The organism is Aeromicrobium sp. (assembly GCF_050700635.1).
In the GTDB taxonomy this organism is placed as follows: domain Bacteria; phylum Actinomycetota; class Actinomycetes; order Propionibacteriales; family Nocardioidaceae; genus Aeromicrobium.
The window spans coordinates 42,600-68,468 of sequence record NZ_JBOHDT010000160.1 but is presented as its reverse complement, the minus strand read 5'-3'; the positions used below and the strand labels follow the sequence as shown (position 1 = coordinate 68,468).

The window sequence follows — 25,869 nt, the reverse complement described above, 5'->3', positions numbered from 1 at the left end:
AGCAAGATCAGTTCCGGCGACCTCGCACTCAACGAGTGGACGTTCACCGGCACGAACACGGGTCCGCTGGCCATGCCCGACGGATCCGTCGTCGACCCGACCGGGAAGCCCGTCACGTTGCGCGGCTGCGTCATCGTCGAGGACGGCAAGGTCATCAGCCAACGCGCCTACTACGACAACGTCGAGTTCATGTCCCAGCTGGGGCTGGAATGAGATGAACGCCGTTTCCGTCGACCCGGGTGCGCGCACCGCGCACGTCGAAGGCGGGGCGACGATGAGTCATCTCGACCGTGCGGCCGAGCCGCACGGGCTGGCGACGACCGGTGGCCCGGGTGTGGAGGTCAAGCGCTCCTTCGACCGGACAACATCTTCCGGGTCAACCACAACATTCCCCCGGGCTGAGGCTTCCTAACGCAAGTGCCAGCAGGCGACGGCCACGGACGCGGCGACATTGAGCGAGTCGATGCCGGCGGCCATCGGGATGGTGACGCGCACATCCGCCTCGCGCTGCCAGTGGTCGCTGAGCCCGTGCCCCTCGGCTCCAACCACGAGCGCCAGGCGGTCGACGTCCGTGCGTACGTCCGTCAGCGCCACCGCGTCGGGGGCGAGCGTCAGCGCATACGTCGTGAAGCCGGCCTCTCGCAGCACCGTCGGCGCGCGGTACCAATCGTCGATCCGGGCGTGGGGCAATGCGAACACCGAACCCATCGAGACCTTGACCGAGCGACGGTAGAAGGGATCCGCGCAGCGCGGCGAGAGGAGGATCGCGTCGAACCCCAGCGCCGCCACACTGCGGAACACCGCGCCGATGTTGGTGTGGTCGACGAGGTCCTCGACCACGACCACGCGGCGGGCTGCGGCCAGGAGGTCAGTGGCCTGCCGAGGAGCGGGACGGTCGAGTGCGGCGAGGGCGCCGCGATGGACGTGGAATCCGGTGAGCTGCTCGATCTGGGACTCCCCCAGCACGAAGCACGGTGCGTCGGTGCGGTCGAGGACGTCGGCGAGACCGTCGAGCCACCGCGGAGCCATCAGGAACGACCGAGGATGGTGACCTGCCTCGACGGCCCGCCGCACGACCTTCTCGCCCTCGGCGAGGTAGATGCCGCGCTCGGTCTCGAGCTTCTTGCGGAGCTGGACGTCGCGAAGGCGCACGTAGTCACCGAGTCGCGGATCGTCGAGATCGTCCACGTGTGTCATCTCGGCCACCGCACTAGCCTAGGGCGCATGAGCCTCGATCGACCCGTCACACCCGACCCCTATCCACTCCTGCCCGAGGTGCCCTCGTTCAGCGTGATCAGCGACGACGTCTCCGACGGCCAACCCCTCAAGGACGACCAGGTCCAGGCGTTCGGTGACACCTCACCGCAGCTGTCGTGGAGCGGCGCACCCGAAGGCACCCAGTCGTACGCGGTCACCTGCTTCGATCCCGACGCCCCCACTCCGTCCGGGTGGTGGCACTGGGTCGCCATCGACATCCCGGCAGACGTCACGTCGCTCGCCACGGGGGCCGGAGCCAGTGACGACAGCCTGCCCGGGGACGCCTTCCACGCGCGCAACGACTTCGGCGACAAGAACTTCGGGGGTGCTGCTCCACCCCAGGGCGATCAGGCGCACCGCTACTTCTTCGTGGTGCACGCCGTGGGCGAGCCTTCTCTCGGCGTCGACTCTGACACGCCACCGGGCCAGGTGGGTGGCAACCTCACGTTCAAGTCGCTCGGCCGCGCCATCATCCAGGGCACGTACCAACACTGACGATCAGGCCTTCGGCGGTCCCTCCGCCGCAGGCGGATCCGTGCTGGGCAGCGTGACAGCGCCCGGACCCTTGAACCCTCCGCCCGGTCCTTCGGCGTCCTTGGCGGCCTTGAGCGCCTGCTCGACCGCGGCCTGGGTGTCCGCGTCCTCGGTGGCATCGGCCACAACCGGCTCGTCGAGGTCGACCCGCTTCTTGCTGCCGCCACCGTCGGTCGGGATCTTGCCGAACGTGCCGCCGAGCGTGCCGAGCGCCTTGGTGACCTCGGCAGGGATGATCCAGGTCGAGACGTTCTCGCCCTCGGCGATCTTCGGGAGCATCTGCAGATACTGGTACGACAGCAGCTTCTGGTCGGGGTTGCCGTCGTGGATCGCCTGGAACACGGTGAGGATCGCCTGCCCCTCGCCCTGGGCGCGCAGGATCGCCGCCTGGCGGTCGCCCTGCGCGGTGAGGATCTGAGCCTGCTTCTGACCCTCAGCCGTGAGGATCTGTGCCTGCTTGTCGCCTTCGGCGGTCAAGATCGCCGACTGGCGCTCGCCCTCGGCCTGGAGGATTGCGGCGCGCTTGTCGCGCTCGGCCCGCATCTGCTTCTCCATCGCATCGATGATCGACGGCGGCGGGTCGATGCCCTTGAGCTCCACGCGGTTGACGCGGATGCCCCACTTGCCGGTGGCGCCGTCGAGCTCGCCGCGCAGTCCGGAGTTGATCTGGTCGCGGCTCGTGAGTGCGTGCTCGAGCGTCATGCCGCCGGTGATGTTGCGGAGCGTCGTCATCGTGAGCTGCTCGATGGCCTGGATGTAGTCGGCGATCTCGTACGTGGCCGATACCGCGTCGGTGACCTGGAAGTAGATGACGGTGTCGATCGAGACCGTCAGGTTGTCCTCGGTGATCACCGGTTGGGGCGGGAACGAGACGACCTGCTCCCGCAGGTCGATCATGTACCGCACCTTGTCGACGAACGGCACGACGACGTTCAGACCGGCCGACAGCGTCGCACGGTACTTGCCGAAGCGTTCGACGATGCCGGCGCGCGCCTGCGGCACGATCTTGACGGTCATCGAGACGACCACGACCGCGAGGACCGCGAGGAGGATCAGGGTGATGGTGACGGCGGTCATCAGGACTCCTTGCGTGTGACGACGGCAGTGGCCCCGTCGATGCGGATGACATGGACCTCGGCGCCAGTGTCGAACGTCTCGCCGCCGTCTGCGCGCGCCGACCAGAGCTCACTGGCGAGCCGGACCCGGCCGGACTCCCTGCCGACGGGCTCGACCACGACCGCGTCGCGACCGACCAGGTTCTCGTGCCCGGTCTTGAGCGTGGGGCCGGCGTGAAGCCGCTGCACGAGAGGCGGCCGGACCAGGAACAGCAGACCGAGCGACACGACGACGAACACCAGAATGGCCAGCCAGAGCGGGCCACCGAATCCGGCGACGACGGCGGCCCCGAGAGCGCCCAACGCGAACATCAGCAGCACGAGGTCGAGGCTCATCAGCTCGACGACCGCCAGCAACACGGCGATGCCCAGCCAGGTGACCCAGGCGTGGTCGGACAACCAGTCGATCACGTGCGACCTCCCTAGCGGCCGGGCAGATCGGCCCGGTGTCCGTATGCTGCCCGACGCGCGCCGTAGCGTCCACCATCGACACTCAGCTCGAGACGCATGCCGAACGTGCGGCCGAGTGCCTGGGCGGTGAGCGTCTCGGCCAGCGGGCCTTGGGCGACAACCTTACCGTCGCGCAACATCAGCACATGGGTGAAGCCTCGAGGGATCTCCTCGACGTGGTGCGAGACCATCACCAGCACCGGTGATCCGTCGGCCTCGGACAACACCTCAAGACTGGCGAGCAGGTCCTCTCGGGCACCGAGGTCGAGTCCCGCGCCCGGTTCGTCGAGCAGCAGGAGCTCGGGATCGGTCATCAGGGCACGGGCGATCAGAGTGCGTTTGCGCTCTCCTTCGGAGAGCGTGCCGAACTTGCGGTCGGCCAGTCGTGCGACGCCGAGCTCGCCCATGATCTGCTCGGCCCGCGCCTCGTCCTCGTCGTCGTACTGCTCGCGCCACCGGCCCAGCACCGCGTAGGCCGCAGACATGACGGCGTCGCGAACCGTCTCGTGCGGGGGGATCCGCTCGGCGATGGCGGTACTGGTCTGGCCGATGCGGGTGCGAAGGTCGAAGACGTCGACCGATCCGAGGCGCCGTCCGAGCACGTCGGCGGCACCGCTGCTCGGGAACATGGTGGCGCCGACGACCTGCATGAGCGTGGTCTTGCCGGCGCCGTTGGGGCCCAGGATGACCCAGCGTTCACCCGCCTCGACAGACCAGGAGATGTTGTTCAGGAGAATCTTGCCCGGCCGGACGACGCTCACCCGAGTGAGCTCGAAAGCCGACGACATGCACCCTCCCAGACCTTGTGACAATTTCCCGGTCCAACCTATCGCGGCGGCTCGCGCGCAGACCGATAGCCTCGGGGGCGATGAACGAGCACGTGCCTGCCGCACATCTCACTGATCCGACCGTCCTCGTCACGCTCACCGGCGCCGACCAGAGTGGCGTCTCGACGCGACTGTTCGAGCGGCTCTCAGGCTTCGACATCGAGGTCATCGACGTCGAGCAGCTCATCGTCCGTGGACGCCTGGTGCTCAGTGCCTTGGTCACGGTTCCGAACGACCTCACGACGTTCGAACAGACCATGCGGTCCGTAGGCGATCAGTTCGGGCTCGAAGTCGAGCTCGAACAGGGCATAGGTGACAACCGACCACGTCGGGTCGGCCGCGGTCAGGTGACGCTGCTCGGTCATCCCCTTCGCCCGGCAGCCATGGCAGCCATCACGCAGCGCATCACTGACGCCGGTGGCAACATCGACCGCATCCTGCGGCTCGCCCGCTACCCGGTCACGGCGCTGCGTCTCGAGGTCTCCGGTGCTGATCCCGACATCCTGCAGGCCGATCTGGCCGAGGCCGCCTACAAGCACGGCGTCGACATCGCGGTCGAGGAGCGCGGCATCCTGCGCCACGCGCAGCGGCTCGTCGTCATGGACGTCGACTCCACGCTCATCCAGGGCGAGGTCATCGAGATGCTGGCGGAGCGTGCCGGCTTCGGTGCCGAGGTCGCCAGGGTCACCGAGGAGGCGATGAACGGCGAGCTCGACTTCGAGGCGTCGCTGCGCGCACGGGTGGCCCTGCTGGAGGGGATCGAGGCCTCGGCGCTCGACGACGTTCGTGCTTCGCTGGAGTACACGCCCGGTGCGCGCACTATGGTGCGGACGCTGAGACGGCTGGGCTACCGGTTCGCCCTGGTCAGCGGCGGATTCTTGCCGATCATCCAGCCGATCGCCGAGGAGCTCGACATCGACTACGTGGCGGCCAACGAGCTGGAGATCGTCGAAGGGCGGCTCACCGGGCGGCTGGTCGGTGACGTGATCGACCGCGCCGGCAAGGCCGAGGCCCTTCGACGGTTCGCGGCCGAGGCCCGCATCCCCATCAAGAACACCGTGGCCATCGGCGACGGGGCGAATGATCTCGACATGCTCGCCGCAGCGGGCCTGGGCGTCGCCTTCAACGCCAAGCCCGTGGTTCGCGACCAGGCCCGCACGTCCGTGAGCATGCCGTACCTCGACTCAATCGTCTATCTGCTCGGCATCACCCGCGAAGAGGTAGAAGCCGCCGATGAGGACGACCGGTCGCGTACGCCGTGAGGTGCGGCTTACTCGTCGTCCTCGAGGCGGAAGCCGAGCTTCATCGTGACCTGGTAGTGCGACACGTCGGTGTCGACGATCTGGCCGCGGATGCCGGTGACCTCGAACCAGTCGAGGTGTCTCAGGGTCGTCCCGGCGCGGGCGATGCCGTTCTGAACGGCTTCGGTGATGCCGTCGGGGGACGTGCCGACGACCTCGCTGATGCGATAGGTGCGATTGCTCATGCGACCATCATGCCGCCCTCGATCGGAAGCGTAGGCTGGGGGCATGGCGAGAGACTCCGGCAAGGAGCCCAAGGGCGAACAGGTGTACTCCATCACGTCCGCCAAGTCCGGCCATACCGACGACATCGTCTCCCGAGAGATTCGCTACGGAGTCTCCATGGGCATCCGGACGCTGTGCTTCATCGGGGCCGTGGTGGCGTGGTCGACGGTCGGCGGGTGGCTGCCGTGGGTCCTCATCGCCGCCGCCCTGGTGCTGCCGTACACCTCGGTGATCTTCGCCAACGCCGGAGTACGCCGCAAGGGCAGCGGCACCAACATCATCAAGGCCGAGCCATACGGCAAGCTCGAGCCCGGTCCGCACAGTGACTGATCCCGCACCCGAGCCGTCTCCGGAGCCGATGATCTGCTCCTCGAAGGGCTGCCAGAACGAGGCTCGGCACCGCATCGAGTGGAACAACCCGAAGATCCACACGCCGGACCGCCGCAAGACGTGGCTCGCGTGCGACGAGCATGAGCCGACCCTGCGCGAGTTCTTGGGCAAGCGCGATTTCTACCGCGAGACGCTCCCTCTCGTCGAGTAGCGCTCAGCCGCCGATGGAAGACATCGGGCGGGTCGGCTGGAGGAACGACGGGTCGTTGATGCCGTGACCCGGCAGCTTCGCAGCCATCGCGAGCATCCATCGCTCGGCCAGCTCGCCGTCGCTCGCTCCGTCGCGCAGCGGCGCCCGCAGGTCCGACTCCTCGCGGGCGAACAGGCAGTTGCGGATCTGGCCGTCGGCGGTCAGCCGGACGCGGTTGCAGTCGCCGCAGAACGGGCGGGTGACCGAGCCGATGATGCCCACGGTGTGCGGCCCGTCGTCGACCAGGAACTTCTCGGCCGGTGCCGAGCCACGCCCGTCGAGCGGCGTGAGCCGGAACTCCTCGGACAGACGCGACAACGTCTCCTCGGCGGTGACCATCTCGTCGCGCTGCCAGCCGTGCTGGGCATCGAGGGGCATCTGCTCGATGAACCGCAGCTCATAGGCGTGCTTCATACACCAGCGGAGGAGGTCGGGTGCTCCTTGGTCGTTCATGCCGCGCAGCAGCACTGCGTTGACCTTGACCGGGTCGAGGCCAGCGGCGGATGCGGCCTCGAGGCCCTCGATCACGTCATTCAGGCGGTCGCGACGCGTGATGCGCTCGAACGTCTCCGGGTCGGTGGTGTCGAGACTGATGTTGACGCGGTCGAGACCGGCGTCGGCAAGCGCTTGTGCGGTGCGCTTGAGACCGAGTCCGTTGGACGTGATGGCCGTGCGGGGTGTGGGATGCAGGGCCTTGGTGGCCGCGATGATGGCCGGCAGACCGCGGCGGAGCAGCGGCTCGCCGCCGGTGAACCGCACGTCCAGGATGCCGAGCCGCTCCACCCCGATGCGGACGAGACGGATCAGCTCGTCGTCGGTGAGCGTCTCCTCAGTGGGCATCCAGTCGAGACCCTCCGCGGGCATGCAGTACTGGCAGCGCAGGTTGCATCGGTCGGTGAGCGAGACGCGCAGATCGGTGGCTACGCGCCCGTGCTTGTCGACCAGATCCATGCCCCCAGCCTATGCGGTGCGTTCCACCCCTGGTGACCTACGGGTTCGCTGGGCGAACTACCGTCGTGTAGTGCCCAGTGACCAGCAGCGCTTCCAGCTGAGCTTCCTGCTGAGCCGACGCTGGATCGTTTTCGCGCTCTTCGTCGTCGTCCTGGCGGGAACCTGCACCCGACTGGGCTTCTGGCAGCTCGAACGTCTGGAGCACAGGCTCGACAACAACCAGGTCGTCAAACGGCATCTGTCCGCCGATCCGGTACCCCTCTTGACCGTGCTCGCACCGGGTCACAATGTGGACGAGACCACCGAGTGGACGCGCGTTCGCGCCACCGGGAGCTATGACACCGCGAACGAGGTCACGGTGAAGTTCACGACGCGTGACGGAGCACCTGGCGTGGACGTGGTGACGCCGCTGCTGATGCCGGACGGCTCGGCCGTCCTCGTCAACCGTGGATGGCTGCAGACCAAGAACACGACGGCCAGGCCGACGAACATTCCTCCTCCGCCGTCCGGCGAGGTCACCGTGATGGGATGGCTGAGATCGGACAGCGGCGCGGACGAGCAGGCGGTGCGGCCGGTCGACGGGCAGGTGCGCGCGGTGTCCAGCAAGGGCATGGAATCTGTGGTGCCGAACGAGCTCGTCGGCGGCTACCTGAACCTGCGCAGCCAGGAGCCGGCCGCCGCGACGTCGCTCGACCTCGAGCCGAAGCCCGAGCTCGGTCAGGGTCCGCACTTCTTCTACGCGCTGCAGTGGTGGTTCTTCGGCCTCCTCGCGGTGATCGGATACTTCTGGTTCGCGAGGGACGAGATGAAGGAGCGCGGGGCTAGGCCGAAGCCAGCGGCCTGATCGCGTGATGAAGGTGGAAGACGTTGTCCGGGTCGAACTCGGACTTCACCGCCGAGAGCCGTGCGTAGTTCTCCTCCCCGTAGCTGGCGCGCACCTGGTCCTCACCCGCATCCGCGACGAAGTTGAGGTAGGCCGAGCCGACGTCGTACGGCTTCAGCTCCGCGACGGAACGCCGGGTCCAGGCGATTCCACGCTCGTCGTCGCCCGGTGCCTCCCAGAGCCCGAACGGGTGCGTGACCCAGGTCGCGCCGCGATGTGTCATCGGCCAGTCCGTGGCCTGGTCGGCCACGGCGCCGCCCCACGGGATCAGCAGGTGCTGGGACGGCGAGGGCACGATCATCTCCTCTCCCTGGCGGCAGTAGAGCTCGAGCGCCTCGTCGGGCAGGCTCACGAGGTGCGAGGCCGACCAGTAGTTGCGGAAACCCGGCGGATCGTCGATGGCGCACTGGATCTCGGCGTACGGCATCTCGGCCGTCAGCCCGCCCTGCGGCTCCAGCGCGTAGATCGGCGCGAGCACGTCACGCATCTCGGCCTCGGTCCCTGCGAACACGCCGATTAGGCCGATCACGCGCTCGTTGTGGAGGTGCTCCGGGACGAACGGCTCCGGCGGTCCGGTCAAGTACGCGACACCGCCGCCGAGCTGTGTCGGCGCGCCGGCCTCGATCAAGTCGCGATACGTGCGCGCCAGCTCGGGGCCGACCTCGGACGGCCACGCGAGCAAGGCGAACGTCGAAGCGGGCAGATTGTGGAGCCTGAACACGAGACGGGTCGCGATGCCGAAGTTGCCACTCCCGCCGTGCAGCGCCCAGAACAGCTCGCTGTTCTCGTCCTCATTCGCCGTCACGACGCGGCCGTCGGCGGCGACGATCTCGACCTCGAGCAGGTTGTCGCACGCGAACCCCCACTCTCGCTCGAGCCATCCGGAACCTCCACCCAGCGTCAGGCCGGCGACACCGGTCGACGAGACGCGGCCACCGGTGGTGGCCAGCCCGTGTGCCTGCGTGGCCCGGTCGAAGTCGCGCCAGGTCGCACCGCCGGCGACCGTGGCCGTCTTCGCCTCGGGATCGACCTCGACAGCGTTCATACGCCGCATGTCGATGACGATCCCGCCGTCGATGCTGCTCGCGCCGGCGACGCTGTGGCCACCTGAGCGGATCGCGACCTCCAGTCCGTTGGCCTGCGCGTGGGCGAGTGCGGCCTGGACGTCGGCGACGGACCCGCACTGAGCAATGAGGCCGGGCCGCCGGTCGATCATGGAGTTGAAGATCGTGCGTGCGTCGTCGTATCCGTCGTCGCCCTCGCCGAGCAGAGCGCCTTTGAATCCCTCCACAGCAATGCGTTCCATCGTTCCTCCAGGAGTCCGTAGTCCCCGTGGGTCGGAACCTACTCCTTCAAACGTCCTTCAGGCGAGGCTGACGAGGTCGGCGTAGGTGTCGCTCCACAGGTCCTCGTCGCCGTCTGGGAGCAGCAGCACCCGATCGGGCTCCAGGGCCGCGACCGCGCCCTCGTCGTGCGTCACGAGGATGATGGCGCCCTCGTAGGTGCGGATCGCGGCCAGCACCTCCGCGCGGGAGGCCGGGTCGAGGTTGTTGGTGGGCTCGTCGAGCAGCAGCACGTTGGCGCTGGAGACGATCAGGCTGGCGAGGGCAAGGCGGGTCTTCTCGCCGCCCGACAGCACGCCGGCCGGCTTGGCGGTGTCGTCGCCGCTGAACAGGAACGAGCCGAGCACGCTCCGGGCCTCGGTGTCGGTGAGCGACGGGGCCGCCGACTGCATGTTCTCGAGCACCGTGCGTGAGGTGTCGAGGGTCTCGTGCTCCTGGGCGTAGTAGCCGATCTTGAGCCCGTGACCGGGCAGGACGGAGCCGGTGTCGGGGTCATCTGAGCCGCTGAGGATGCGCAGCAACGTGGTCTTGCCGGCACCGTTGAGGCCCAGTACCACAACGCGGCTCCCCCTGTCGATCGCCAGGTCGACGTCGGTGAAGATCTCGAGCGAGCCGTACGACTTGGACAGCTCGGCTGCGGTGAGCGGCGTCTTGCCGCATGGCGCCGGCTTGGGGAACTTGATGCGGGCGACCTTGTCCTGCGTACGCTCGGACTCCAGCCCGGACATCATCTTCTCGGCGCGTTTGAGCATGCTCTGCGCCGCAGCGGCCTTGGTGGCCTTCGCACGCATGCGGTTGGCCTGGTCGGTGAGCTGCTCGGCCTTCTTCACCGTGTTCGCGCGTTCGCGACGGCGGCGGCGCTCGTCGGTCTCGCGCTGCGTCAAGTACCGCTTCCAGCCCATGTTGTAGACGTCGACCTCGGCGCGGTTGGCGTCAAGATGGAGCACGCGGGTGACGGTCTGCTCGAGGAGCTCGACATCGTGGCTGATGACGACGAGCCCGCCGCGGAAGCTCGCCAGGAACCCGCGCAGCCAGACGACGGAGTCGGCGTCGAGGTGGTTGGTGGGCTCGTCGAGCAGCAGCGTGTCGGCGTCCGAGAACAGGATGCGGGCCAGCTCGATGCGGCGCCGCTGGCCACCGGACAGTGTGCTGAGCGTCTGCGCCAGCACCCGCTGCGGCAGCCCCAAGCTGGTGGCGATCGTGGCCGCCTCGGATTCGGCCGCGTAGCCGCCGCCGGCCCCGAAGTCGGCATCCGCCCGGGCGTAACGCTTCATGCCACGCTCGGCGACCTCCGGATCGCTCGACGACATCTCCTCTTCTGCCGCACGCATGCGGCGCAGGGCGTCGTCGAGGCCCCGCGCCGACAGGATGCGGTCGCGGGCGGTGATCGAGACGTCACCGATGCGGGGATCCTGGGGCAGGTAGCCGATGGTTCCCGACGAGGTGATCCGGCCGCCGGCAGGCTGTCCGTTGCCGGAGAGCATCCGGGTGAGCGTGGTCTTGCCGGAGCCGTTGCGCCCGACCAGGCCGATCTTGTCGCCCGCGGCGACGCGGAACGACACGTCGGACATCAGGAGCCGGGCGCCGAAGCGCAGCTCGACGTTCTGAACGGTGAGCATGAGGACTTTCCGGGGTAGAGGGCGAACGGGCATGACGGCCCGGACCTACATCAGCAGCGGAAACCTCATGGCAGCCAGTCTACGGACGGCAGGCGGGATGTCCGAATCGCGAGGCTGTCACCGCCGAGTCGTAGCGTGGCGCCCATGACTTCGGCGAGGTACCGCTTCACGGCGTCGTTGTGGCTCTGGAAGGACGAGAGCTCGTGGTGGTTCGTCACCCTGCCCGACGACGTGAGCGACGACATCGAGGATCGCCACGGGGCGTCCGCTGGTGGTTTCGGATCGATCAAGGTCGAGGTCACCGTGGGAGCCACGACATGGCGCACCTCGTTGTTCCCGTCGGCGGAGCAGCGCGCCTACGTGCTGCCCATGAAGAAGGCCGTACGTGCAGCCGAGGCGTTGGTGGAGGACGAGCCGTTCGATATCAGCCTGGTCTGCGTGTGAGTGTCAGCCGACATTGAAGCCGAGGGCGCGGAGCATCTCGCGGCCGTCGTCGGTGATCTTGTCCGGGCCCCACGGTGGCATCCAGACCCACTCGATGCGGAAGTCGTTGACGATGCCGTCGAGCGCGGCGCGGGTCTGGTCCTCGATCACGTCGGTGAGCGGGCAGGCCGCGGACGTGAGCGTCATGGACAGCACCGTGTTGCTGTGCTCGTCGACGTCGACGCCGTAGACGAGGCCGAGGTCGACGACGTTGATGCCCAGTTCGGGATCGACGACGTCCTTCATCGCCTCGAAGACGTCTTCCTCGGTGGTCGCCGAGCCGGCCGGCGAGGCGGCAGCCTCGAGGTCGACGTCGGGCAGGTCGCTGTGGTCGGTGGTCATCGGTTCTCCCCTTGGTCGGCGGTGGAGGGTTCGGAGCTGAGGGCTTGTGCGGTGGCGTCCTTCCAGGCCATCCACGACAGCAGGGCACACTTGACGCGGGCCGGGAACTTCGCGACGCCGGCGAAGGCGACGCCGTCCTCGAGGCGATCCTCGTCGGGCTCCACCTGGCCCCGGCCCTGCATGAGTTCGGTGAAGTCGTCGAGCAGGCCCATCGCCTCGGGCACGCTCCGGCCGATGACGAGGTCGTTGAGGACCGAGGCGGACGCCTGGCTGATCGAGCAGCCCTCGGCTGCGTAGGAGACGTCGGCGACGTGGTCGCCGTCGAGGTGCACGCGCAGCGTGATCTCGTCGCCGCAGGTCGGGTTCACGTGGTGTACCTCGGCCTCGTACGGCTCGCGGAGTCCGCGTCCGTGCGGGTTCGTGTAGTGGTCCAGGATGATCTCCTGGTACAGCGAGTCGACGTCCATGTTGCCCCCTCCCATCAGCTCAGTCCTCAGGCTCCGAAATAGGTCTTCGTGTGATGCAACGCATCGACGAGCGCATCTATGTCCGATGTCGTCGTGTACAGGTAGAACGACGCCCGCGTGGTGGACTGCACGCCGAACCGCTGGTGTGCCGGTTTCGCGCAATGGTGCCCCGCTCGCACAGCGACCCCCCGAGAGTCGAGCAGCTGGGCGACGTCGTGCGGGTGCACACCTTCGAGCGTGAAGCTGACCGCTCCCCCGCGGTCGACGGCCTCCTTCGGGCCGATGACCGTGAGTCCGTCGATCTCCTGCATGTGGCCGAGCGCGTACGCGGTGATCGCATGTTCGTGGGCGGCCACGTTCTCCATGCCGATCGCGCCGAGGTAGTCGGTGGCCGCGCCGAGGCCGACGGCCTGGGCGATCGGCGGGGTGCCGGCCTCGAACCGTGACGGCGGCGGCGCGAACGTGGAGCGCTCCATCGTGACGGTCTCGATCATCTCGCCACCGCCGAGGAACGGCGGAAGCTCGGCGAGCAGGTCGTGACGGCCCCACAGGACGCCGATGCCCGTGGGTCCGACCATCTTGTGACCGGTGAAGGCGACGAGGTCGGCACCAAGCGCGGACACGTCGACCGGCAGCTGCGGAACGGCTTGCGACGCGTCGACCACGACGAGGGCGCCCGCCTCGTGGGCGCGACGGATGACGGGCTCGAGCGGGTTGATGGTGCCGAGCATGTTCGAGACCCACGTGAGTGAGACGACCGCGGTGCGTTCCGTGATGAGCTCGTCGAGCTGGTCGAGGTCGAGGCGACCTTCGTCGGTGATGCCGAACCAGCGGAGCGTCGCGCCGGTGCGCTCGGTGAGGAGCTGCCACGGCACGATGTTGGAGTGGTGCTCCATCTCGGTGATGACGACGTCGGTGCCTTCGCCGACTCGTCCGGCGTCTCCGAGCACGCGAGCAACGAGGTTGAGTGCCTCGGACGCGTTCTTGGTGAACACGACCTCCTCACGGCGGTTCGCACCGATGAAGCCAGCGACCTTGGTGCGTCCGTCCTCGAACGCCCCGGTGGCCTCGGCGCCCAGCTGGTGCATGGCGCGCGCAACGTTGGCGTTGTGCTGCCGGTAGTGCTCATCGAGCGCGTCGATGACGGCCGACGGCTTCTGCGACGTGTTGGCGCTGTCGAGGTAGACCAGCGGCAGGTCGCCGGACATCCGACGCGCCAGGATCGGGAAGTCCTCCCGGATCCTGGTCACGTCGTAGGTGGCCGGCTCTGCGATGGTCATGACAGTGTCCTCACGCTTGGGCGGCCGCCTTCACGTACTTGTCATAGCCCTCGGCCTCGAGCTGGTCGGCGAGCTCGCGTCCGCCCTGCTCGGCGACTCGTCCGGCCACGAACACGTGCACGAAGTCGGGCTTGATGTACTGCAGGATCCGCGTGTAGTGCGTGATCAGCAGCAGACCCTTGTCGGCCTGTGCGGTGTAACGGTTGACGCCGTCGGCCACGATGCGCAGGGCGTCGATGTCGAGGCCGGAATCGGTCTCGTCGAGCACGGCGAACTTGGGGTTGAGCAGCTCGAGCTGGGCGATCTCGTGGCGCTTCTTCTCGCCGCCGGAGAATCCCTCGTTGACGCTGCGCTGCGCGAACTCGGGGTCGAGGTCGACTCCCTCGAGTGCCGTGTTGACGTCCTTGATCCACGTGCGGAGCTTGGGCGCCTCGCCGTCGAGGGCGGTCTTGGCAGTGCGCAGGAAGTTCGCGACGGAGACGCCGGGCACCTCGACCGGGTACTGCATCGCGAGGAACAGACCGGCACGGGCGCGGGCATCGACGGTCATGCCGAGGATGTCCTGACCGTCGAGCGTCACCGACCCCTGCGTGATCTTGTACTTGGGGTGACCGGCGATCGAGTAGGCCAGCGTGGACTTGCCCGAGCCGTTCGGGCCCATGATGGCGTGCACCTCGCCGGAGTTGACCGTGAGGTCGACGCCGCGAAGGATCACCTTCTCACCGTCGTCGGTGTTGACGGAGACGTGCAGGTCCTTGATGTCCAGGGTGGTCATGCGTTCAGCTCCTGTTTCGGGGAAATGTCGACCATCACGGTGTCGCCGTCGATGGTCGTGGGGTAGGTCTGTACCGGCTCGGTGGCCGGGAGGTTGACGGGCTTGCCGGTGCGCAGATCGAAGCGCGAGCCATGCAGCCAGCACTCGATCTCGCAGCCCTCGACCTCTCCTTCTGAGAGGGGGATGGCCGCGTGCGAGCACTCGTCGATGACGGCGTAGACGACGTCACCATCACGCACCAGCGCGAGCTCGACGCCGTCGACCTCGACGGCGATGGCTCCGCCGTCGGGGACATCCGCCAGAGCGGCGGCCTGTACGAACACCATCAGAGCCGTCCGACGTGCTCGGCCAGCTCGTCCTCGATGGCCGCGACGAGCCGTTCCTGCAGCTCGGGTACACCGATGCGCCGGATGATGTCGTTGAAGAAGCCGTGCACGACGAGTCGACGTGCTTCTTCCTCCACGATGCCGCGGCTCATCAGGTAGAACAGGTGCTGGTCGTCGAAACGGCCGGTGGTGGAGGCGTGACCCGCTCCCTCGATCTCGCCGGTCTCGATCTCCAGGTTGGGCACCGAGTCGGCGTGGGCGCCGTCGGTGAGCACGAGGTTGTCGTTCTGCTCGAACGTGTCGATGCCCTCGGCGATCTTGCGGATGAGCACGTTGCCGATCCAGACCGTGTGGGCATCCTGACCCTGCAGCGCGCCCTTGTAGTCGACGTTGCTGCGGGTGTGCGGCGCCGTGTGGTCGACGAACAGGCGGTGTTCCATGTGCTGACCGGCGTCGGCGAAGTAGACGCCGAACATCTCGACGCTGCCGCCGGTGCCGACGTAGTCGGCCGAGGTGCTGGCGCGCACGATGTCGCCGCCGAGCGTCACCGTGACGTGCTTGAGCGAGGCGTCGCGACCCACGCGAGAGTGCTGGTTGACGACGTGCACGGTGTCGTCGGCCCAGTCGTGCACCGTGACGAACGTCAGCTCGGCGCCGTCCTCCAGAACGACCTCGATGTTCTCGGCCCAGGTGGCCGAGCCCGAGTAGTCGACGACCACGACGGACTTGCTGAAGGCGCCGGCACGGACGAGCAGCTGGCCGGCGGTCGCGGGCTCGACGTCGCCGCCCTTGATGCGCACCGTGGTGGGCACGTCGAGGACGGAGTCCTTCGGGATGGTGACCTCGAAGACCGATGTGGCCGCGTCCCAGGCGCGAGCCGACACGCGGTCGACAGGCACGTAGCCGGAGGCTCCGCGGGCGGAGTCGGCGACCGGTACGGAGCTGGCCGTCACGCCTGGCGCGGTGTCGACCTCAACGGTGAAGTTGTCACCGACAAGCGGCGTGTCCTGGTGCAGGCCGCGGAGTCGCTTGAGCGGGGTGAAACGCCAGATCTCCTCCAGGCCCGTGGGCACGACGTGGTCGTCGACCACGAAGGAGCCCTTAGGGTGGAGGTGCGATTCAACGTGGTCGAGTTCGAGGGCTTCGACGACGGTCAACCGACCGCTCCTTCCATTTGCAGCTCGATGAGCCGGTTGAGCTCGAGGGCGTACTCCATCGGGAGCTCCTTCGCGATCGGCTCGATGAAGCCACGGACGATCATCGCCATGGCCTCGTCCTCCTCCATGCCTCGGGACATGAAGTAGAAGAGCTGGTCGTCGCTGAGCTTGGAGACGGTGGCCTCGTGGCCGAGGGTGACGTCGTCCTCGCGGACGTCGACGTACGGGTACGTGTCAGAGCGGCTGATCTGGTCGACCAGCAGCGCGTCGCACTTGACCGTGCTGGCGGATCCGTAGGCGCCGTCGTTCACCTGCAGCAGGCCGCGGTAGGACGTGCGTCCGCCGCCGCGGGCCACCGATTTGCTCAGGATGGAGCTCGAGGTGTGTGGTGCGCAGTGCACCATCTTGGCGCCGGCGTCCTGGTGCTGGCCCTCGCCGGCGAAGGCGACGGACAGCGTCTCGCCACGAGAGTGCTCGCCCATGAGGTAGACGGCCGGGTACTTCATGGTGACCTTGGAGCCGATGTTGCCGTCGACCCACTCCATCGTGCCACCCTCCTCGCAGGTGGCGCGCTTGGTGACGAGGTTGTAGACGTTGTTCGACCAGTTCTGGATGGTCGTGTAGCGCACCCGGGCGTTCTTCTTGACGATGATCTCGACGACCGCGGAGTGCAGCGAGTCGCTGGAGTAGATCGGAGCCGTGCAGCCCTCGACGTAGTGCACGTAGGAGCCCTCGTCGGCGATGATCAGCGTCCGCTCGAACTGACCCATGTTCTCGGTGTTGATGCGGAAGTACGCCTGCAGCGGGATGTCGACGTGGACGCCCGGGGGCACATAGATGAACGAGCCGCCGGACCACACCGCCGAGTTGAGTGCGGAGAACTTGTTGTCGCCGACCGGGATGACCGTCGTGAAGTACTCCTGGAAGATCTCCGGGTGCTCCCGGAGTGCGGTGTCGGTGTCGAGGAAGAGCACACCCTGCTCCTCGAGGTCCTCACGGATCGAGTGGTAGACGACCTCGGACTCGTACTGCGCGGCGACGCCGGCGACGAGTCGCTGCTTCTCGGCCTCGGGGATGCCGAGCTTGTCGTAGGTGTTCTTGATGTCCTCGGGAAGGTCTTCCCAGCTGGTGGCCTGCTTCTCGCTGGACCGGACGAAGTACTTGATGTTGTCGAAGTCGATGGTGCCGAGGTCGGCGCCCCACGTGGGCAGCGGCTTGCGGCCAAAGAGGCGCAGGCCCTTGAGACGCAGGTCGAGCATCCACTCCGGCTCGTCCTTGAGCGCCGAGATGTTGCGGACGACGTCCTCGTTGAGACCGCGGGCCGCGATGGAACCGGCTTCGTCGGAGTCGGCCCATCCGAAGGCGTAGCGGCCGACGTCCTTGAGGCCGGGGTTCGCCTCCTCGACGGCGTTGGTGACGGGAGTCTCGGACGTGGTCGTCATGAGGGCAACCTCTCTGCAGCGGACTTCTTGGACGTTTGGTGTGGCAAATGCGTGGTGCAGATGCCGTCGCCGTTGGCGATGGTCGCCAGACGTTGGACATGCGTGCCGAGGAGGCGAGAGAACATCTCGGTCTCGGCCTCGCACAGGTGGGGGAACTCGCCGGCCACGTGGGCGACCGGGCAGTGGTGCTGGCAGATCTGCTCACCGGAAGCGGCCGCGTCGACCGTGGCGGCGTACCCGTCGCCCGTGAGTGCCTCGGCCAGGACGGCGGCTCGGTCTTGCGGCTCGGCGGCGTCGATGAGGGGACGGACTCGGTCCTCGAAGGCGGCCAGACGCTGTCGGGCGAAGGCCGACACCGCGTCGTCTCCCCCGGACTGCTGGACGAATCGGAGGGCATCGGTGGCGAGCGTGTCGTACGCATGACCGAAGTGGTCGCGACCAGTGTCGGTGATGACGAAGACCTTGGCGGGACGGCCGCGTCCTCGGGGCCCATGAACGCGCGGCTCGCGTGCCTCGAGCACGCCGTCGGCGAGCAGCAAATCGAGATGACGGCGTACGGCCGCGGGAGTCAGGCCCAGGCGCTCGGCCAGCGCAGCAGCCGTCGACGGACCGTTCTCCATGATCGTGGTGGCCACGCGCTCACGGGTGGGTGCGTCGTCGACGATCGGCGACGTCTCCTCTGCCCGCATGTTTTTCACAACACCAGTGTGCCGTTATTGTTTCCCCACATCAACAAAGGTGAGCCTAACCCGCCACACCTACCGCGAGTGGCGCAAATTCGTCGCATTCGTCAACGAAAGGCGGCGAATCTGCGCCACTCGGCGGGCAATTTGCGCCACTCGCGCAACTAGGCTGACGCCATGGCGTCGAAGGCTGCAGCGGTGGAGGTCGACGCCGGTGGGCGTCAGGTACGGGTATCGAGCCCCGATCGGGTGATCTTCCCGGCATCAAAGCTGGGTGGCGACGTCACGAAGCTGGAGGTCGTCGAGTACTACGTGGCCGTCGCCGACGGCATCGTGCGGGCGCTGCGCGACCGGCCAGTCTCCCTGGAACGGTGGCCCAAGGGCGTGCTGCCCGGAATGAAGCTCACCGCGCGCGACGCCACCCACGGACGCGGTCCGCAGGGCGACGCGTTCTACCAGAAGCGCCTCATGCGCGGCATGCCTGAATGGGCCAAGTCGGTCCGGGTGCACTTCCCGTCCGGGCGGCGGGCCGACCAGCTCTGCCCCGACCACGTCGCCGCCGTGGCTTGGGCGGCCCAGATGGGCGCGATCACGTTCCACCCCTGGCCGGTTCGATCCACCGACGTCGACCGGCCCGACGAGCTTCGCATCGACCTCGACCCGCACGGCACCACCTCGTTCGTCGACGCCGTCCGCGTGGGCGGTGCCGTCAAGGAACTGCTCGACGAGGTCCGCATCGCCGGCTTCCCGAAGACGAGCGGCAAGAACGGCGTGCACGTCTACATCCGCATCGAACCGAAGTGGACGTTCACCGACGTCCGCCACTCCGCCATCGCCTTGGGCCGCGAGCTCGAGCGCCGCACCGACGGAGTCACCACGGCGTGGTGGAAGGAGGAGCGCGGCGACAACATCTTCGTCGACGTCAACCAGAACTGCCGCGACCGCACGATCGCGTCCGCCTACAGCCTCCGCCCGAAGGAGGGCGGTCCGGTCTCGACCCCCGTCACCTGGGACGAGCTGGCCGACCTCGACGACCCGAACGAGTTCAATCTCCGCACAGTGCCGGCCCGCCTTGCGTCAGTCGGTGACGCACACGCCGCCATCGACGACGTGCACCACTCACTTGAGCCGCTGCTCGACTGGTGGAAGCGCGACCTCGAGAACGGCCTGACGGACATGCCCTACCCGCCCGAGTACCCGAAGATGCCGGGCGAGCCGAAACGGGTCCAGCCGAGCCGTTCTCGCAGCGATACGAGTGGAAACATCATGTAGCTGTCGTGGCGTACCCACAGCTCCGCCCCGGCGAGGTCGACAAGCGCACGCAACGGCGGAATGGTGGACGTCGAAGGCAGACGTCCTTGAAGGGAGCCTCTGATGTCCAGCCCGTACCCAGCGATCGCCATGTTGTCGCGTGCACTCGACCAGACCGGCGACGTGCTCGCGGCGATACGCCGTGACCAGCTGTCCGATCCCACGCCGTGCGCCGACTGGGATGTCGCCCACCTGATCGGCCATGTCCTCGGCGCTCCCGCACGATTCGCCGAGGCAGCGCGAGGTGGCGAAGCCGACTGGTCGGCCGCACCGAAGCCGGTCAGCAGCAACTCGGTCACACAGTTCCGCTCGGAGGCGGACGACCTGATCCACACCTGGCACCAGCGGGGCGACCAAGCCGAGGCCGGGTCGGTCGACTGGCAGACTGCGGAGTTCGCCGTCCACACCTGGGATCTGGTGAAGGCGACCGGCCAGAACCGCAAACTGGATCCGGAGGTCGCCGAGCGGGGCCTGGCTTTCATGACGCAGGGGCTCACGCCGGAGAACCGGGAGCCGGCGTTCGATCCCGAGGTCGAGGTTCCCGAGGACGCCGACCCCTACGACCGCCTCGCCGCCTTCGCGGGGCGACACATACCTACCTCATGACGTCGGCGAGGTCGTAGCCGACGACCTGCTCGAGCTGCGCGTAGCCGCACGACTCGGGCTCGCGGTCGTCGCGCCACCGCTTGAACTGCGCGGTGTGGCGGAAGCGGTCGCCCTCCATGTGCTCGTAGCCCACCTCGACGACGCGTTTCGGCGCGAGCGGCACGAAGGAGAGGTCCTTGGTGCCGGTCCAGCGGCTCTGACCGCCTGGCAGACGCCCGCTGGCCTGGGCGGCCTCGTCCTGCCACGCACCCCACGGGTGATCGGCGAACTCGACCCGCAGCGGGTCGAGCTCCTCGAGCAGCTCCGCCCGCCGCGCCTCGGAGAACGACGCGCACACGCCGACGTGCTGTAGCCGGCCATCGTCCGCGTACAGCCCCAGCAGCATCGACCCGAGCAGCGGCCGCTCGGGCGTCGACGTCTTGTGCAGGCGGTACCCGGCCACGACGACGTCGGCGGTGCGGGAGTGCTTGATCTTGAGCATCGTGCGTCCGTTCGGCGCGTACGGCCCGTCGAGCCTCTTGGCCACGACTCCGTCGAGGCCCGCACCCTCGAACTGGTCGAACCACTCCTCGGCCTCAGCCGCATCGAGCGTGCGACGCGTGACGTGCACGGGCGCCGACGCGCCGGCCATTACCCTCTCCAACCGCTCGCGGCGGGCTGAGAACGCCGCGTCGAGGAGCGACTCGTCATCGATGGCGATCAGGTCGAAGGCCACCAGGCTGGCCGGCGTCTGCTCGGCCAGCAGGTTGACCCGAGACTCCGCGGGGTGGATGCGCTGGCTCAAAGAGTCGAAGTCGAGTCGACCATCAATCGCGATCACGATCTCCGCGTCGACCACAATCCGCTCCGGCAGGTTGTCCTTCACCGCCGCAACGACGTCGGGGAAGTAGCGCGTCAGCTCCTTGGTCGACCGGCTGGCGATGACGACATCGTCGCCGTCGCGGAAGACGATGGCCCGGAATCCGTCCCACTTCGGCTCGTACGAAAACCCGCCCTCCACCGAGTCCGCAGCGGGAACCCCCTTCACCGACTTCGCGAGCATCGGCCGCAGCGGGGGCATCACCGGCAGGTCCATGAAAGCCAGCATTTCACGTGGCTCCTCCGAGATGCGCCGAATAATCGTTCGGGCCATCCTGAGGGCAACGACATGGTGTCGTCTGATTCGAGAAGGAGCTCATCGTGATCGTCCTCGGTGTGATTCTGGTGATCTTGGGCGCGGTGCTCAATGTTCCGATCCTCTACACGATCGGTGCCATCTTGCTGATCGTCGGCGTAGTCCTCTGGGTCCTCGGCTCGATGGGCCGCGGGGTGGGGGGCAGACCCCACTACTACTGAGCCGGACATCGGCTGACGCATGAACCGGTGGCCGTAGCCGAATCTCCTACACTGAGCGGGTGAGTCAACCCGCCGTCGAGGTCCACGACCTCGAGATGCGCTACGGCCCCACCACCGCAGTCGACGGCCTGTCGCTTACAGTCGCCCCGGGCCAGGTCACCGCGATCCTCGGTCCCAACGGAGCGGGCAAGACCACGACCATCGAGACCTGCGAGGGATTTCGACGTCCTCACGGCGGCTCCGTGCGAGTGCTCGGCCTCGACCCCATCGCGGACGCTCGGGAGCTACGCCCCCAGGTCGGCGTCATGCTTCAGTCCGGCGGGGCATGGTCGGGCGTGAGGGCTGACGAGATGCTGCGCCACATGGCGTCGTTGCATGCCCATCCCCTCGACGTCGGGGCGCTCGTCGCCCGCCTCGGACTCGGTTCGTGCGGGCGCACCCCCTACCGGCGCCTGTCCGGTGGCCAGCAGCAGCGGTTGAGCCTCGCCATGGCGGTCATCGGGCGCCCGCGCCTGCTGTTCCTCGACGAGCCAACCGCGGGCCTCGATCCCCAGGCTCGCCGCGCCACCTGGAACCTCATCGACGAGATGCAGTCCGACGGAGTCACCACGGTGCTCACCACTCATTTCATGGACGAGGCGGAGGTGCTGTCCGACCAGGTCCACATCGTCGATTCCGGCAAGGTCATCGCCTCCGGTTCCCCGGCCGAGCTCTCTCAGTCCGGCGCTAAGAACACGGTCCGATTCACGGCCCGTCCCGGGCTGGACGTCGACGCCTTGATGCTGGCCCTCCCCCACGACACGAAGGTCGACGAGACACAGCCTGGCCACTACGTCATCGCCGGCGACGTCGACCCCGAGCTGCTGGCGACCCTCACGGCGTGGTGTGCCGGACAGGGTGTGCTTGCCGAGTCGGTGCTCGTGGAGCGTCAGACCCTGGAGGACCGGTTCCTCGAGCTCACCGGGAAGGCGCTTCGATGATCCTCGACCTGTCCCCACGGCCGGGCGCCGCGACGAAGAGCGAGATGCTGAAGGCGCAGACCGTCATGGAGCTTCGGCTGCTTTCTCGCAACGGTGAGCAGCTGCTGCTGACCTTGGTCATCCCGTTGCTGCTCCTGGTCCTCGGAACCCGCTCCGACCAGATCGTCGATCTCGGCCCTGGCCGTCCGATCGACATCATCACGCCCGGTGTACTCGCGCTGGCCGTGCTGTCGACGTCATTCACGTCCCTCGCCATCGCCACCGGTTTCGAGCGACGCTACGGCGTGCTCAAGCGGCTCGGCGCGACTCCGCTCCCCCGCTGGGGGCTGTTGATCGGCAAGATCGGCGCCGTCCTGCTCGTCGAGCTCGTCCAGCTCCTGCTGCTTACGGTGGTGGCGATGCTCGTGGGGTGGGACCCCTCGGGTGGCGTGGCGGCGGTCGGCTGGCTGATACTCCTGGCCCTGCTCGGCACGGCCGCCTTCGGATCGCTCGGGCTGCTCATCGCAGGAACCCTGCGCGCCGAGGCGACACTGGCCGTCGCCAACCTCGTCTACGTGATGTTGCTCGTCGGTGGCGGTCTCATCGTCCCGCTCGAGCGTTACCCCGGACCCACCCATCGCGCACTCGAGCTGCTGCCCTCCGGTGCGCTCGGACAGGGGCTGCGCGACGCGTTCAACGGTGTCTCCCCCGGCCTGCTGCCGGTGGTCGTGCTGCTGGTGTGGGCGCTCGGCGCCGGCGTCCTCACCGCAAGGACGTTCCGATGGGAGTGAAGTCGGCCCTCCTCTCGCCGGATCGCGTGACCGTCGAGCGATGGGCGTGGGCATCGGTCGTCGCCAACACGGTCATCGTGCTCACCGGTGGCCTGGTACGGCTCACCGGCTCCGGCCTCGGCTGCCCCAGCTGGCCGCGCTGCACGGACGAGTCGTTCGTGCCGCACCGCGAGCTCGGTATCCACGGCGTGATCGAGTTCGGCAACCGCATGCTCACCTACGCGCTCGTCGCCGTCGCGATCGGAACGCTCATCGCCATCTGGAGGTGGGCCGGGGCGACGCCATTCACCCGGCGGCTCGCGGTCGTGCTGGCACTCGGCATCCCGTTCCAGGGCGTCATCGGCGGCATCACAGTGCTCACCGATCTCAACCCATGGATCGTCTCGCTCCACCTGCTGCTCTCGATGGCGCTCATCGTGGGCTCGGTGCTACTCGTCGTCCGTGTTCGACCCGAGGCCGCAACACCTGTTCCGGCCCGATCGGTCGCGCTCAGCCAAGTCACGTTCGCCGTGCTGGTCGTGGTCGTCTATCTCGGCACCATGGTCACGGGCAGCGGTCCGCACGCCGGCGACGCCAGCTCTCCGCGCAACGGACTCGACCCGCACGTGATGAGCCACGTTCACGCAGCCGGCGTCTACGTGCTGCTGGCCCTGACCCTCGCCACGATCGTCGTGCTGCGCGGAACTGCTGCCGTACGCTTCGCGTTCCTGCTCCTGGCCGTCGAGCTCCTGCAAGTCACCATCGGCCTCGTGCAGTACCTCACCGATCTGCCCGTCGCGCTCGTGGCAGCCCACCTGGTGGGTGCCGCGATCCTGGTGGCCTCGGGGGCGCGCCTCGTGCTGGCGGTCCGGTCAGCCGCGAAGGTGGATGAGCGTCCACTCGCCACCCAAAGCGGTGACTCTGCGTCCACTCAACTGCGCTGACTGGACGTAGAGTCACCGCCCGCGACGGCCTCAGGTCGGTGCATGGCGCGGCAGCCTTCGGCGTCCGGATCGGAGTCGTCGAGCACGAAGCCGCAACGTTCGTACAGGCGGATCGCGGTCTCGTTGCCGTCGAGCACCCGCAACCACAGGGGCCGGCCGGCAGCAGCGGCGATCACCCGTCCGACGAGTGCACGGCCGACGCCGTGCCCGCGTGCCGATGGGGCAACCCACATGGAGATCAGCTGCTGGCCGTCGTCGTCATCGTTGGGCCGGATCGCGACCAGGCCCACGGGTGCGGCCCCGTGCTCAGCCACGAAGCAAGCGCCGGGCGCGGCCAGACGAGCGCGCCAGTTGCCCTCGCGGTCCTGTTCGCCGGTCCAGCGCTCGACCGACGCCGCAAAGGCCTGCGGGTCCTCCAGGAGCGAGCGCTGACGGAGCAGGCGCCAGACCACCCAGTCGTCGGGGCCGACCTCGCGGACCCGCATCGTCACCCCGGCTTCGAGCGACCAGTCGCCACTCGAGGTGCTCATGCGGGACGGAGCCGGTCGGTGGGAACCGACAGCGTGACGCGCTCGACCATGTCCACGGGGCGTCCGACCACCAGGGCGAAGTCGGCGTCGCTCACCACGACGTGGTCGGCGTCCACCTCGACGATCACGACCCGCTGGTCGGAACCGTCGTCGCGGCGGAGCAGCCACGGCTCGGCCAGGTAGGACAGGCCGGCGTCTTCGAGCATGTCCTCGGCAGCGAACCGGTCAATGGCCGCACCGATCGGGTGGCCGACCAGGTTGACGGGGACGACGAGGCCGCTCTCGTCCGCCACAAGGTAGCCGATGAGCTCGCCATCGTCGCGGTGGTAGGGCTGCCAATCGGCGGGGATCACCGGAGGAAGGGGTCGGCGGCCGCGGCCACGAAGAGCAGCGCGAGGTAGGCGTTGGAGAGATGGAACAGGCGCATCGGCTTGATGACCGACAGCTCCTCGCTGTCGTGCGAGCGAGTGCGGAGGTCGTAGGCCTCGACGAGGAACACGATGCCGAGGACGATCGCGACGCCGGGGTAGAACCAGCCGGTGACGGCCACCGGCCACAGGGCGATCGACGTGAGGACCATGATCCAGGAGTAGGTGACGATCTTCTGCGCGACCTCGCGCGAGGAGGCCACCGACGGGAGCATCGGGACGCCGGCGGCGGCGTAGTCGTCGCGGTACCGCATGGCCAGGGCCCAGAAGTGGGGCGGCGTCCAGAAGAAGACCACGACGAACAGGACGACCGGCGCCCACGCGAGCTCGCCCGTGACCGCTGTCCAGCCGATCAGCGCCGGGAAGCAGCCCGCCGCTCCGCCCCAGACGATGTTCTGGGTGGTCCGTCGCTTCAGGATCATCGTGTAGCCGACGACGTAGAACACGTTGGCGGCGAGCGCGAGCCCGGCCGAGAGCCAGTTGACGAGCACCCCGAGCCAGAGCGTGGAGACGACACCCAGCACCAGGCCGAACACCAGGGCGGCGCTGGTCGAGACCTGGTGCCGTGGCAGCGGGCGACGCGCGGTGCGGCGCATCTTGGTGTCGATGTCGGCGTCGAAGACGCAGTTGAGGGCGTTGGCGCTGCCGGCCGACAAGGTGCCACCGACGACCGTGGCAATCACCAGCCACAGCGGCGGGACGCCCTGGGCCGCGAGGAACATGACCGGCACGGTGGTGAGCAGCAGCAGCTCGATGATGCGTGGCTTCATCAGCGCCACATAGGCACCGACAACCCCCGTGAACGTGGTGCGGGACGACGCCTCGAGGGACCCCTGGGCCAACGGCGTCTCGAGTGCACTCACGGGGGCGAGTCTAATCCCACGGCTAGTAGGGTCGGAGCGACGGCACGACGAGGTCGTCGAGGCGACCTCCACGACGAGAGATC

The 25,869-nt window shown here is 68.0% G+C and carries 33 protein-coding genes; 13 read left to right on the top strand and 20 right to left on the bottom strand.

Features of this window, described 5'->3' with window-relative positions; genetic code table 11:
* Positions 1-213 (top strand): ester cyclase (locus tag ACRDPN_RS12350; protein ID WP_431448281.1); only part of this gene is annotated, 213 nt, incomplete at its 5' end.
* 195 nt (positions 214-408) lie between these two features.
* On the opposite strand, the gene ACRDPN_RS12345 is transcribed toward ACRDPN_RS12350, so the two are convergent.
* Entirely contained in the window at positions 409-1,206 is a 798-nt protein-coding gene (locus ACRDPN_RS12345) for a TrmH family RNA methyltransferase (protein WP_431448278.1), read from the bottom strand.
* An 18-nt stretch (positions 1,207-1,224) separates the two neighbouring features.
* Between ACRDPN_RS12345 and ACRDPN_RS12340 the strand changes: the two genes are divergently transcribed.
* Complete coding sequence (locus ACRDPN_RS12340) at positions 1,225-1,752, top strand: YbhB/YbcL family Raf kinase inhibitor-like protein (protein ID WP_431448275.1); 528 nt, start codon at positions 1,225-1,227, stop codon at positions 1,750-1,752.
* A 3-nt stretch (positions 1,753-1,755) separates the two neighbouring features.
* On the opposite strand, the gene ACRDPN_RS12335 is transcribed toward ACRDPN_RS12340, so the two are convergent.
* Genes ACRDPN_RS12335 through ACRDPN_RS12325 form a run of 3 tightly spaced genes read right to left on the bottom strand, consistent with a single transcriptional unit; the run spans position 1,756 to position 4,144 of the window.
* Positions 1,756-2,868 (bottom strand): SPFH domain-containing protein, encoded by a 1,113-nt coding sequence (locus tag ACRDPN_RS12335; protein WP_431448272.1) that lies wholly within the window; start codon positions 2,866-2,868, stop codon positions 1,756-1,758.
* Entirely contained in the window at positions 2,868-3,317 is a 450-nt protein-coding gene (locus tag ACRDPN_RS12330; protein ID WP_431448269.1) for an NfeD family protein, read from the bottom strand. Before ACRDPN_RS12330 ends, ACRDPN_RS12335 begins: the two co-directional genes overlap by 1 nt.
* Before the next feature lie 11 nt (positions 3,318-3,328).
* Positions 3,329-4,144 carry an ABC transporter ATP-binding protein gene (locus tag ACRDPN_RS12325; protein ID WP_431448266.1) on the bottom strand — a complete coding sequence of 272 codons (816 nt, stop codon included), beginning with the start codon at positions 4,142-4,144 and terminating at the stop codon, positions 3,329-3,331.
* Positions 4,145-4,224: 80 nt separating this feature from the next.
* On the opposite strand from ACRDPN_RS12325, the gene serB reads away from it, so the two are divergent.
* Positions 4,225-5,445 carry a phosphoserine phosphatase SerB gene (gene serB / locus ACRDPN_RS12320; RefSeq protein WP_431448263.1) on the top strand — a complete coding sequence of 407 codons (1,221 nt, stop codon included), beginning with the start codon at positions 4,225-4,227 and terminating at the stop codon, positions 5,443-5,445.
* 8 nt (positions 5,446-5,453) lie between these two features.
* Here serB and ACRDPN_RS12315 read toward each other — a convergent pair whose 3' ends face one another.
* On the bottom strand, positions 5,454-5,669 hold the full coding sequence (locus tag ACRDPN_RS12315) for a dodecin (protein ID WP_431448260.1): 216 nt from the start codon (positions 5,667-5,669) through the stop codon (positions 5,454-5,456).
* A 43-nt stretch (positions 5,670-5,712) separates the two neighbouring features.
* On the opposite strand from ACRDPN_RS12315, the gene ACRDPN_RS12310 reads away from it, so the two are divergent.
* A complete protein-coding gene (locus ACRDPN_RS12310) occupies positions 5,713-6,039 on the top strand; it encodes a DUF3099 domain-containing protein (protein ID WP_431448257.1) in 327 nt (108 codons plus the stop codon).
* The gene (locus ACRDPN_RS12305; protein WP_431448254.1) at positions 6,032-6,250 is read left to right on the top strand and encodes an acetone carboxylase; all 219 of its coding nucleotides are present in this window, start codon (positions 6,032-6,034) and stop codon (positions 6,248-6,250) included. The genes ACRDPN_RS12310 and ACRDPN_RS12305 overlap by 8 nt, the downstream gene beginning before the upstream one ends.
* 3 nt (positions 6,251-6,253) lie before the next feature.
* Here the strand turns inward: ACRDPN_RS12305 and moaA are convergent, their stop codons facing one another.
* Complete coding sequence (gene moaA, locus ACRDPN_RS12300; protein WP_431448251.1) at positions 6,254-7,240, bottom strand: GTP 3',8-cyclase MoaA; 987 nt, start codon at positions 7,238-7,240, stop codon at positions 6,254-6,256.
* Between the two features lie 70 nt (positions 7,241-7,310).
* On the opposite strand from moaA, the gene ACRDPN_RS12295 reads away from it, so the two are divergent.
* Positions 7,311-8,084: an SURF1 family cytochrome oxidase biogenesis protein gene (locus ACRDPN_RS12295; protein WP_431448248.1), complete on the top strand. Its 774-nt coding sequence runs from the start codon at positions 7,311-7,313 to the stop codon at positions 8,082-8,084.
* On the opposite strand, the gene ACRDPN_RS12290 is transcribed toward ACRDPN_RS12295, so the two are convergent.
* Together ACRDPN_RS12290 and abc-f are read right to left on the bottom strand one after the other, a co-directional pair.
* Positions 8,062-9,429 (bottom strand): FAD-binding oxidoreductase, encoded by a 1,368-nt coding sequence (locus ACRDPN_RS12290; protein WP_431448245.1) that lies wholly within the window; start codon positions 9,427-9,429, stop codon positions 8,062-8,064. The genes ACRDPN_RS12295 and ACRDPN_RS12290 overlap by 23 nt on opposite strands.
* 57 nt (positions 9,430-9,486) lie before the next feature.
* Complete coding sequence (abc-f, locus tag ACRDPN_RS12285; RefSeq protein ID WP_431448242.1) at positions 9,487-11,085, bottom strand: ribosomal protection-like ABC-F family protein; 1,599 nt, start codon at positions 11,083-11,085, stop codon at positions 9,487-9,489.
* Between the two features lie 144 nt (positions 11,086-11,229).
* On the opposite strand from abc-f, the gene ACRDPN_RS12280 reads away from it, so the two are divergent.
* Entirely contained in the window at positions 11,230-11,529 is a 300-nt protein-coding gene (locus ACRDPN_RS12280) for a DUF1905 domain-containing protein (protein WP_431448239.1), read from the top strand.
* 3 nt (positions 11,530-11,532) lie between these two features.
* Here ACRDPN_RS12280 and ACRDPN_RS12275 read toward each other — a convergent pair whose 3' ends face one another.
* From ACRDPN_RS12275 to ACRDPN_RS12240, 8 genes are read right to left on the bottom strand one after another with little or no spacing between them, the layout of a single operon-like run.
* Entirely contained in the window at positions 11,533-11,910 is a 378-nt protein-coding gene (locus tag ACRDPN_RS12275) for a metal-sulfur cluster assembly factor (protein WP_431448236.1), read from the bottom strand.
* Complete coding sequence (sufU, locus tag ACRDPN_RS12270; protein ID WP_431448290.1) at positions 11,907-12,377, bottom strand: Fe-S cluster assembly sulfur transfer protein SufU; 471 nt, start codon at positions 12,375-12,377, stop codon at positions 11,907-11,909. The genes ACRDPN_RS12275 and sufU overlap by 4 nt, the downstream gene beginning before the upstream one ends.
* Before the next feature lie 26 nt (positions 12,378-12,403).
* Positions 12,404-13,657, bottom strand: a complete 1,254-nt coding sequence (locus ACRDPN_RS12265) for a cysteine desulfurase (RefSeq protein WP_431448233.1) — start codon at positions 13,655-13,657, stop codon at positions 12,404-12,406.
* Positions 13,658-13,667: 10 nt separating this feature from the next.
* Positions 13,668-14,432 (bottom strand): Fe-S cluster assembly ATPase SufC, encoded by a 765-nt coding sequence (sufC, locus tag ACRDPN_RS12260; protein WP_431448230.1) that lies wholly within the window; start codon positions 14,430-14,432, stop codon positions 13,668-13,670.
* Positions 14,429-14,758 carry a non-heme iron oxygenase ferredoxin subunit gene (locus ACRDPN_RS12255; protein ID WP_431448227.1) on the bottom strand — a complete coding sequence of 110 codons (330 nt, stop codon included), beginning with the start codon at positions 14,756-14,758 and terminating at the stop codon, positions 14,429-14,431. Before ACRDPN_RS12255 ends, sufC begins: the two co-directional genes overlap by 4 nt.
* Positions 14,758-15,915, bottom strand: coding sequence for a Fe-S cluster assembly protein SufD (sufD, locus tag ACRDPN_RS12250; protein WP_431448224.1), 1,158 nt, complete (start codon positions 15,913-15,915; stop codon positions 14,758-14,760). Before sufD ends, ACRDPN_RS12255 begins: the two co-directional genes overlap by 1 nt.
* Positions 15,912-17,357 (bottom strand): Fe-S cluster assembly protein SufB, encoded by a 1,446-nt coding sequence (gene sufB, locus ACRDPN_RS12245; RefSeq protein ID WP_431448221.1) that lies wholly within the window; start codon positions 17,355-17,357, stop codon positions 15,912-15,914. Before sufB ends, sufD begins: the two co-directional genes overlap by 4 nt.
* Positions 17,354-18,046, bottom strand: coding sequence for a helix-turn-helix transcriptional regulator (locus ACRDPN_RS12240; RefSeq protein ID WP_431448287.1), 693 nt, complete (start codon positions 18,044-18,046; stop codon positions 17,354-17,356). Before ACRDPN_RS12240 ends, sufB begins: the two co-directional genes overlap by 4 nt.
* Before the next feature lie 171 nt (positions 18,047-18,217).
* Between ACRDPN_RS12240 and ACRDPN_RS12235 the strand changes: the two genes are divergently transcribed.
* Entirely contained in the window at positions 18,218-19,312 is a 1,095-nt protein-coding gene (locus tag ACRDPN_RS12235) for a DNA polymerase domain-containing protein (protein ID WP_431448218.1), read from the top strand.
* 102 nt (positions 19,313-19,414) lie between these two features.
* The gene (locus ACRDPN_RS12230; RefSeq protein WP_431448215.1) at positions 19,415-19,957 is read left to right on the top strand and encodes a TIGR03086 family metal-binding protein; all 543 of its coding nucleotides are present in this window, start codon (positions 19,415-19,417) and stop codon (positions 19,955-19,957) included.
* Here ACRDPN_RS12230 and ACRDPN_RS12225 read toward each other — a convergent pair.
* Positions 19,947-21,032, bottom strand: coding sequence for an ATP-dependent DNA ligase (locus ACRDPN_RS12225; RefSeq protein ID WP_431448213.1), 1,086 nt, complete (start codon positions 21,030-21,032; stop codon positions 19,947-19,949). The genes ACRDPN_RS12230 and ACRDPN_RS12225 overlap by 11 nt on opposite strands.
* Positions 21,033-21,136: 104 nt before the next feature.
* Between ACRDPN_RS12225 and ACRDPN_RS12220 the strand changes: the two genes are divergently transcribed.
* Genes ACRDPN_RS12220 through ACRDPN_RS12205 form a run of 4 tightly spaced genes read left to right on the top strand, consistent with a single transcriptional unit; the run spans position 21,137 to position 23,965 of the window.
* Positions 21,137-21,292: a DUF6131 family protein gene (locus ACRDPN_RS12220; protein ID WP_431448211.1), complete on the top strand. Its 156-nt coding sequence runs from the start codon at positions 21,137-21,139 to the stop codon at positions 21,290-21,292.
* 59 nt (positions 21,293-21,351) lie between these two features.
* A complete protein-coding gene (locus tag ACRDPN_RS12215) occupies positions 21,352-22,272 on the top strand; it encodes an ABC transporter ATP-binding protein (RefSeq protein WP_431448208.1) in 921 nt (306 codons plus the stop codon).
* Entirely contained in the window at positions 22,269-23,042 is a 774-nt protein-coding gene (locus ACRDPN_RS12210) for an ABC transporter permease (protein WP_431448205.1), read from the top strand. The genes ACRDPN_RS12215 and ACRDPN_RS12210 overlap by 4 nt, the downstream gene beginning before the upstream one ends.
* Positions 23,033-23,965, top strand: coding sequence for a COX15/CtaA family protein (locus tag ACRDPN_RS12205; protein ID WP_431448202.1), 933 nt, complete (start codon positions 23,033-23,035; stop codon positions 23,963-23,965). Before ACRDPN_RS12210 ends, ACRDPN_RS12205 begins: the two co-directional genes overlap by 10 nt.
* Here the strand turns inward: ACRDPN_RS12205 and ACRDPN_RS12200 are convergent.
* Genes ACRDPN_RS12200 through ACRDPN_RS12190 form a run of 3 tightly spaced genes read right to left on the bottom strand, consistent with a single transcriptional unit; the run spans position 23,953 to position 25,765 of the window.
* Positions 23,953-24,495: a GNAT family N-acetyltransferase gene (locus ACRDPN_RS12200; RefSeq protein WP_431448199.1), complete on the bottom strand. Its 543-nt coding sequence runs from the start codon at positions 24,493-24,495 to the stop codon at positions 23,953-23,955. The genes ACRDPN_RS12205 and ACRDPN_RS12200 overlap by 13 nt on opposite strands.
* Positions 24,492-24,848: a hypothetical protein gene (locus ACRDPN_RS12195; RefSeq protein WP_431448196.1), complete on the bottom strand. Its 357-nt coding sequence runs from the start codon at positions 24,846-24,848 to the stop codon at positions 24,492-24,494. The genes ACRDPN_RS12200 and ACRDPN_RS12195 overlap by 4 nt, the downstream gene beginning before the upstream one ends.
* Positions 24,845-25,765, bottom strand: coding sequence for a heme o synthase (locus ACRDPN_RS12190; protein WP_431448284.1), 921 nt, complete (start codon positions 25,763-25,765; stop codon positions 24,845-24,847). The genes ACRDPN_RS12195 and ACRDPN_RS12190 overlap by 4 nt, the downstream gene beginning before the upstream one ends.
* Between the last annotated feature and the right edge of the window lie 104 nt (positions 25,766-25,869).